Source organism: Candidatus Thermoplasmatota archaeon (assembly GCA_035540375.1).
Classification (GTDB): Archaea; Thermoplasmatota; SW-10-69-26; order JACQPN01; family JAJPHT01; genus DATLGO01.
In genome coordinates this window covers 1-5,915 of record DATLGO010000019.1, presented here as the reverse complement: position 1 = coordinate 5,915, position 5,915 = coordinate 1, and the positions used below count along the sequence as shown (strand labels likewise).

At 67.0% G+C, this 5,915-nt stretch carries 6 protein-coding genes; 2 read left to right on the top strand and 4 right to left on the bottom strand.

Translation table 11 applies throughout. The annotated features are described in order from the left end of the window. Positions 1-975, top strand: a 975-nt coding sequence (locus VM889_02445) for a hypothetical protein (GenBank protein HVL47395.1), incomplete at its 5' end; no start/stop codon positions are given. A 2-nt stretch (positions 976-977) separates the two neighbouring features. Here VM889_02445 and VM889_02440 read toward each other — a convergent pair. Continuing rightward, the gene (locus VM889_02440; protein HVL47394.1) at positions 978-1,397 is read right to left on the bottom strand and encodes an HIT domain-containing protein; all 420 of its coding nucleotides are present in this window, start codon (positions 1,395-1,397) and stop codon (positions 978-980) included. A 149-nt stretch (positions 1,398-1,546) separates the two neighbouring features. On the opposite strand from VM889_02440, the gene VM889_02435 reads away from it, so the two are divergent. After that, positions 1,547-2,005 (top strand): hypothetical protein, encoded by a 459-nt coding sequence (locus VM889_02435; GenBank protein HVL47393.1) that lies wholly within the window; start codon positions 1,547-1,549, stop codon positions 2,003-2,005. Between the two features lie 247 nt (positions 2,006-2,252). On the opposite strand, the gene VM889_02430 is transcribed toward VM889_02435, so the two are convergent. The 3 genes from VM889_02430 to VM889_02420 all read right to left on the bottom strand — a co-directional run. Continuing rightward, on the bottom strand, positions 2,253-3,029 hold the full coding sequence (locus VM889_02430) for a hypothetical protein (protein HVL47392.1): 777 nt from the start codon (positions 3,027-3,029) through the stop codon (positions 2,253-2,255). A gap of 947 nt (positions 3,030-3,976) precedes the next feature. After that, positions 3,977-4,816: a hypothetical protein gene (locus VM889_02425; protein HVL47391.1), complete on the bottom strand. Its 840-nt coding sequence runs from the start codon at positions 4,814-4,816 to the stop codon at positions 3,977-3,979. A 549-nt stretch (positions 4,817-5,365) separates the two neighbouring features. Beyond that, on the bottom strand, positions 5,366-5,915 hold a 550-nt coding region (locus VM889_02420; GenBank protein ID HVL47390.1), incomplete at its 5' end, for a hypothetical protein.

The window sequence follows — 5,915 nt, the reverse complement described above, 5'->3', positions numbered from 1 at the left end:
GTCTTCGAGATCCTCTCGGTCGAGCCTGTCGAAGCGCCCGCGCCCGCCGTCGTGCGCGTGCCCGTGCAGGGCCGCGAGCGCGCGATGCCGCCGCCCGCGCCCGAGCCCGTCGCGGACGAAACGGCCGTCGAGGCGCCCCCCGCGCCGGAGCCCGTCGCGGAGCCCGCGCCCGAGGCCCCCGTCGCCGCGATGGAGGCGGCCGTCGATACCGCCGCGGAACCCGCGCGCGCAAACGTCGTGCGCGACCTCTTCGGGAAGCTGAAGCTCCCGCGCCGCCGCACCGACGACGCGATGCCGCCGCCCGCATCCGAGGCCGAGGACGAGGCCCCGAAGGCCGCGCCGTTCGGCCTCGGGAAGCTCCGGTTCCCGCGCCGCGCGGCCGAATCCGCCGACGCAGCGCCGGCGGAGGCCGCGGAGACGAAGCCCGCGAAGTCGCTCGCCGAGCGCCTCCCGAAGCTCCCGTCGATCAAGCTCCCGAAGCGCGTCGCGAAGCCGCCGCCGCGCGACCCCGATCTCAAGGAGGTCATCCCGCCGGCCCCGCGCGCGACGCTCGCGGAGCGCCTGAAGCGCCGGCTCGCGAAGGACGAGACGCCCGTGCCGGCCGCGCCCGCGCCGGAAGCGCCCGTCGAGGCGCCTCCCGCGCCCGAGCCCGAACCGGTCGCCGCCGCGCCCGAGCCCGCCGCGCCCAGGCCGCGCGCGCCGTTCGCGCCGACGCCCGAGCTCCTCGCGACGGTGGGCGAGCGCGCCGACGCCGTCATCGCGCGCGCCGTCGAGCGCCGCGTCGAGGTCACGCTTCCCGAGGCCGTCGAGGCGCGCGTCGAAGCCGCGGCGGCGGGCGAGGCCGAGGCGGCGACGAGCGTTCCCGTCGAGCGCGTCGAGCCCGTTCCTGAGCCGTCGTTCGCGCCCCTCGAGCCCGCGCCGTGGGAGGACCGCCTCGAAGCGGTGCTCGCGGCGCGCGGGTCGACGAAGCGCTGACGCTACGCCTTCGAGAGCCGCTCGGCGACCGCCTTCACCTGGTCGATGGACTGCGCGGGCCGCGGCCACGGGAGCGCGTGGATGGGCGCGCCGCCGTCGCCCTTGCGCCGCGGCACGACGTGCACGTGCACGTGCGGCACCTCCTGGCCCGCCGCGGGGCCGTCGTTCACCGCGAGCGTCGCGCCTTCCGCGCCGAGGGCCGCGGCCTGCTTGCGGGTCGCGACCGCGATGGCGCGCGCGAGCGCCGCCGCGGCCGCGTCGGGGAGGTCCTGCACGCGCACGGCGTGCCGCTTCGGGATCACGAGCGCGTGCCCCTCCGCGAGCGGGTGGATGTCGAGGAAGACGAGCGTCTCCGCGTCCTCGTGGATCTTCGCGGCGGGGATCTGGCCCGCCACGATCCTGCAGAAGATGCAGTCGGCCATGCCGCCCGCATGCCCGCCCCGCCGCAAAGCCGTTCCTCCATCGAGGACTGCGCGGGCACGTTCAAGGGGGCCCCCGTTCCGATCCGCGCGGCATAGAGTCCTTCAGGGTCGCCTCGCGCAAGGGCCGCTTCCACGTCGCGCCGGACCTCGTGATCGAGGACGCGACCGGCCGCCGGGCGGGCCGCTACCGCATGCACGTGACGAAGCCGGGCGAGTTCGACCTCGACGGCGCGCGCTTCGAGCTCACGCGCGAAGGCCTCCTCGTGCCGCGCTTCCACGTCGCGCACGAAGGCCGCCGCCTGGCGACGCTCGAATACAACCTCGTCTCGGGCGCGATGACGATCGAGACGACGGACGCGCGGCGCTTTGCCGTCGCGCGCGAGGGCGTCATGCTCCCGCACCTCACGGTGCAGCACGACGGGCGGCCCGTCGTGGAGGTCGAGGCCGAGCGCCTCTTCGGCCGCGAGACCCGCGCGCGCCTCCACGACGCGCCCGGCGTCGACCGGCTCACCGCGACGGCCATTCTTGGCCTCGTTCTCCACGCGCGCGCGAGCCTCAACCTCGTGCTCGGGGCCGCGGGCGGGGCGGGCGTGATGGCGCCGGTGTAGCGGGGCCCGAGACCAGCTCGGAATTCAGCTCCACAGGCGACTTCGGAACCCCTCGAAATCCACGCCCGTGATCCAGATTTCCCGCCGGGATCGCCTGCCGAACTCGTAACGATGCAAATCGGGCTCCGCGCGCGGCGAGCCGCCCAGCGCGCGGCGGCGTCAAATGGAACGATCAACGCCGGACGGTCAATGTTTCGCGGCGAGTTCGTCTGTATGCACGAGTCCAGGCTCCGTCGGTCAAGGCGACTCAAGACCAACTCGCGCTCGTGAAATTCCCGAAGTCCACACCCGTGAAGAAGACCTCATCAGAGTTCAGGCCAACCGAAGCCGACGACATTTCGAACCTGTGCAGACCCGGCTCCGCCAGAGGAAACGCGTTCTTGAAGGGCGTCCAAACGCATACACAGTTCACGCGTGAACCCTCGGGACGCGTCCAGTGCAGCTTTGTCGCGGCGTTTGAGGAAAACTCGTTGTCAACGACAGAAACCGCTTTGAAAACCCCAGCCCAACGACCTGCGAAAAGATGATCGAGGCTCGAAGGACCATGGAACCTCGCACCCGCCACCGGCGTATGGGCCTCGACTTGAACATCCCCGCGAAAATCGTGGGAGAGGTAGAGGAAGACCGAATCGCCTGTCTCAAGTTCTACGAGCTCAACATCGCCGGGCCCCCGGATCTCATACGTCCAGTGTGAAACGTTTCCAGCAACCCATAGGAGACTTTGGAACGTCCCCCAGTGAGGCCCATTTTGAAACCCCCCGATCGGCATCCGATTGAAGCTCGGGTCCAAGAGGTCCAAGTCCCCGCCCTGGAAAGAGGACGCGCCCCACTCGGCCCGCACACCTTCTTTGTAGAAGGTATGCCCCGCTCCAAACGCGATGTCGGTCAAGTGTGCGGCCACCGTGGGCGACCCCACGTCGTAAGCGTACAACTCGCCTCTGAGCCAACCCGGGGATCCCTCTCGAAGACTCACCCAAAACCATCCTGGGCCCTCGATGGCGCCGGAGGCGAGAACGATCTCCATCTCCGACGCTTCCGCGCGCACGCCTGCGCCCGGGAACGCGATGGCTACCACCAGGACAATGACGAGGAGTCTCAATAGGAGGGACGGGCCACCTATTACGGCCGGCATGAAACGCAACGCTCCCAAGTTCTCTCCTCCGCCCAGACATGTGCGCCAGGTGCGCAATGACCTTCGACGTTCTTGGTCTCAGCGCGAGCCCGGACAGAGAGGTGGGATCCGCCTGAATAAATGTGCCCGTCCGGCTCATTGTGCCAGGTACCCCGGTTCGGCACCTCAACACCCCACGAACCAAGGCCGTATTCCGCCGAGGGTTTGCTGCAAGGGGCAGGCCACGTCGCCAAATCCGGCTCCAAGATCGGAGCGCAGGAGGCCCCCGCGACGTTTTCATTGCGACGATGGAGCGTGATGTCTCCTTCAGTTTCCTCCACGGTATACCAACCCCCCGAGTAAGGATGCTGATGCCACTCTGCCCCCGAGGGCGCCGCGGGCGGCGCGGGCGTGATGGCGCCGGTGTAGGGTGGCGCCGAACAGGCTACGGGGACCGTCCCTTCAGGGGTCCGGAGAGGAATTCGCTGTATTCAACCCACAGCGTTACACAATGAGTGCCCACCACCGCGACTTTCCCCGCAGAGCAACTCGAAACTTGACACGGAGTCGTGGGGCTTGTGGCTTCGCCATGAAAGGATGGCCACCTCCTCACATCCGGGAAAGTGCGCATCCGACGTCTGCCCCGTGTTCGTGAGCGATGGCGCTGGAACTCCGTGGCCAACGGGCTGCGGCGCCCGAATGGCCAGGAGTACACGTCCATCGTCTCGAGCCCGAGGTCGTTCCCGCTTATCGGGCAGTCGTTTGCGGGGAGCCTGTGGGGTTATGCCTGTCTCCGGCCACGAGATCCGGGCGCGCGATCGCGCGCTTCGAGTACAAGCAGCAGGATCGAGGATTCCGACTCAACTCCACAAGGCGCTTCGGAAACCACCGAAATCCAACCCCGTGATCCAGATCTCGTCGATCTGGGACTCGCCCGCCGAAATCGTCGAGAACTCGAAACGGTGCAAACCGGGCTCCGCGCGCGGCGACACCGGACCACCCTCCCAGGCTGGATACCACACGCACGGACACGCCCGCACGACGCCCTTGGAGTCCGTCCACTTCAACTCTGTCGTCGGCTCCCCGAACCCAAGATCGCGAAGCCCGACGAAGCTATGCAGGGATTTGACGAGGTACCCGCCCGCCGAAAGGCCTTCGAAGCGCAGCTCCTTCACGGCATCCGGCTGGACGCGCGCGCCTGCACCGACATAGGCCTCGATCGCGAGCGGCGCCTCGAAATCGTGCGACAAGTATAGGAACGAACTGTTCCCCGTCGCGAGCTCCCCGATTTCGAGCCCATGACCCCGAATCTCGTAACGCCAACTCGATACGTTCCCCGCGACCCAGACCAAAGCTTGGTTCCAACCACCGCCGCCAGTCTTGTAGCCTGAAACGAAACCGTCGGGCCACGGCGCCGTCAAGACTTCCGTATTCTCGCGAAATTCGTGATTTTCGGTCGCGATCCGGATCTGCTCTTTATAGGTCCCCCCTGTCACGATGAACCGTGATCCATGCGCGAACGGTGGACCGTGGCCGTACGCCCAAACACTGAATTCGAAGGTCGAGCCCACCGGCGTCCGTGCGGTCACCCAGATCCATCCCGGTCCCGCGAGACGCTCGGAAACGATCGTTAACTCTTTCGAGTCATCCGCGTGCCCGGCAATGACTGCCCGATTGACGAAGAGGAGAGACAGAACCATCGCGGGGGCCAAGGCCCTCTCGAGGTTGCGACCGTTCAGGACGAGCACCTCAGGCAGCGCTCCCACTCCCTATCGGCCTCGGGACGCGCTTGCGCAAGCGGCACGCAATGACCGCTCCCATCGTCATGGTAAGTCTCCAAGTTCACCCCACGTTGGTGACCGCTCACGTAAAGGTTGCCTCCCGACCAATGCGTGCCACCGTCCGGAATCGGGACAAACACGCTCCCGAGCGAATATCGCCCGTTCTCCGACGAGGGACATTGACTCGAGAGGGTTCCCGTCCCTGCCCAGAAGGCGGCGACACACGGGCCCCCTTCGACCGGACGATAGTTGTAGGGTTGTACGTAGGCACCCTGCCCCGTCATCAACTGCACCGTGCTCAAATCAAGCGAGTGCGGATTCTCGTTCCAATAGGCGCCCATGGGCAACGGGACCCAGGTCGCCTCCCCTGCCGGTCCCTGAGTGCACGCGCTCGCCGAAGGAATCGACAGGATCAGCAATCCTACGACGAAAGTCACGAACGCAACAGCTCGGCCTGCGACCATCATTTCACCCGCACTGCAAGAACAGCTGGCCGGCGCCGCCATTGTAGTAGTCTTCTCGGACGACGTGCGCAACCTTCGAATCATCGAGATCGAACGTCACCCAGCTTTCGATCGGATAATCGAAGCAGACGTTTTGGGCCGGCGATCTTGAAACGAGGTCGATGAAAGTGACCGCCGGGTTCCCGCAACCCACTTTTTCGCTCGACGTCATCGGTTTTTGGATCTTTACGCCGTCCACGTAGATTCGGCTCGTCCAGCTCGCGTGGAGATCGACACAATGCGGTCCCACGACGGCGACACGAGCGGCAGGGCAGATCGCGGCCAGGCAGTAGGCGTTCGGACCCACCGGCTCATTGTTGATGTATGGCCACGTCCACACGTACGGGAAGTAGGCATCCGCCTTCGCCCCCGTGTTCGTCAGCGTCGGCGCCCGGAACTCCTCGCGCACGTCCGCGGAGCCCGTGTCCCAGTAGTACACGTCCATCGTGTCGAGCTCAAGGTAGTTGCCGCTCTTCGGGCAGTAGTCCGCGTACCCCGTCGGGTTGCAGTCGACG

Excerpts from the sequence above, each read along its gene's own strand:
- VM889_02425 (HVL47391.1), bottom strand. The coding sequence starts at position 4,816 with ATGGTTCTGTCTCTCCTCTTCGTCAATCGGGCAGTCATTGCCGGGCAC.
- VM889_02430 (HVL47392.1), bottom strand. The coding sequence starts at position 3,029 with ATGGAGATCGTTCTCGCCTCCGGCGCCATCGAGGGCCCAGGATGGTTT.
- VM889_02440 (HVL47394.1), bottom strand. The coding sequence starts at position 1,397 with ATGGCCGACTGCATCTTCTGCAGGATCGTGGCGGGCCAGATCCCCGCC.